Here is a 1,327-nt window from a genome sequence, read left to right as displayed (position 1 = left end):
ACAGCCTGTGATCAAAGACGCGCAAGCCATACAGAAAGAAACTGGCATCCCTGCATCCATCATACTGGGTCAAATCATGTTAGAATCAGGCGGTTCAAACCCGGGCGGATTGTCCGGGCTTGCCTACTACTCTAAGAACCTATTTGGAATAAAGGGAAGAGGTACAGCAGGAAGTGCCACGATGGGTACGACCGAAGTATATAACGGTAAGACCTATCACGTGAAGGATGGCTTTGCAAAGTACAACAGCTATCAAGATTCCATACGCGCCCACGCGGAACTATTATCCAAGCCGCGTTATGCGTCAAAGCTGAAGAACGCAAAAAGCGTTGAGGACTATGCGAAGGGAATCAAAGCTGGAGGGTATGCAACAGACCCTAACTATGTAAATAAGCTTCTCGGCATTATCAGCAGTAACAACCTTCACCAGTACGATGATAAGGACATTACATTCAAAGGAACGTCAGGAGCCGGGGCGACAGGTGGGGATTCTTCATCTTCAGGCACTGACGACAAATCATATTTATCAAATATCATGTTCGGCGTGTTCAGATGGTCTCTTATTCTCGGGCTTGCTATCATTGCAATCGTGTTCTTTATGAAAGCCTTCCCAGCAGTCGGAGACGTTGCGAAAGGTACAGCATCCACCGCAATGGATTTTGTTCCGGGTGGTCGTGCTGTCAAATCTGTTTCTAAGGGAGCCAAAGCCATTAAGAAAGGACGCAGCGCGTCAAACCACATCAAGAAAGCCGCTACAATAGCAAAAGGAGTGAACAAGAATGCCGGAACTAGTCAAACAGCCGGGGGATGACCATAAAAAGAGTACATGGCGTGAACAGACCGTCACCATGCTACCGGGCGACATTACAACGGTTTATTTTGACGACACAAAGCCGAACCATTCAGCCATAACAAATAACACAAGTCAGATCGTGTACGTACACGAGCGCCCGAGCGTGTCGCCTAACAATTATCTTTTAGCCGTAGCGCCGGGGTCAACAAAGCTTTTGGCGCGACCGCTCGGCTATCACACAATCTACCTTGACGCCGCGATCGTGCAGCCCGAAAAAGTCCGGGTCGAATCTTGGATTGAGAAATTTACAGCGTCATCTATACCACAGTCCATTGACACCGTTCAGCTTGGGCAGATGACAGGAACCGTAGATATATCAGCGTTACCGCCGCTTGCGGCAGGCGACAAGCATATTGGGAGTGTTGAGATAGATAAGCCTGTCACACTCGGCGGGTATTCGATCCCGGCGACACAACCTGGACCAACTCGGGAAGCCGGAATGAATGACTTTAGGGTTGGTGGGGTGAGTGTAGG

Annotated in this window: 2 protein-coding genes; both read left to right on the top strand. The window is 49.2% G+C overall.

The window, feature by feature from the left end:
* The coding region (locus ACFW2E_RS47065) for a glycoside hydrolase family 73 protein (protein ID WP_384478363.1) at window positions 1-811 on the top strand (811 nt) is incomplete at its 5' end.
* Window positions 780-1,327 (top strand): hypothetical protein (locus ACFW2E_RS47060; protein WP_384478360.1); only part of this gene is annotated, 548 nt, incomplete at its 3' end. The genes ACFW2E_RS47065 and ACFW2E_RS47060, both read left to right, overlap by 32 nt.

It is taken from the genome of Streptomyces sp. NPDC058964, assembly GCF_042741275.1.
Taxonomy (GTDB): Bacteria; Actinomycetota; Actinomycetes; order Streptomycetales; family Streptomycetaceae; genus Streptomyces.
The sequence above is the reverse complement of the archived record's forward strand: the minus strand, read 5'-3'. Positions and strand labels throughout refer to the sequence as shown.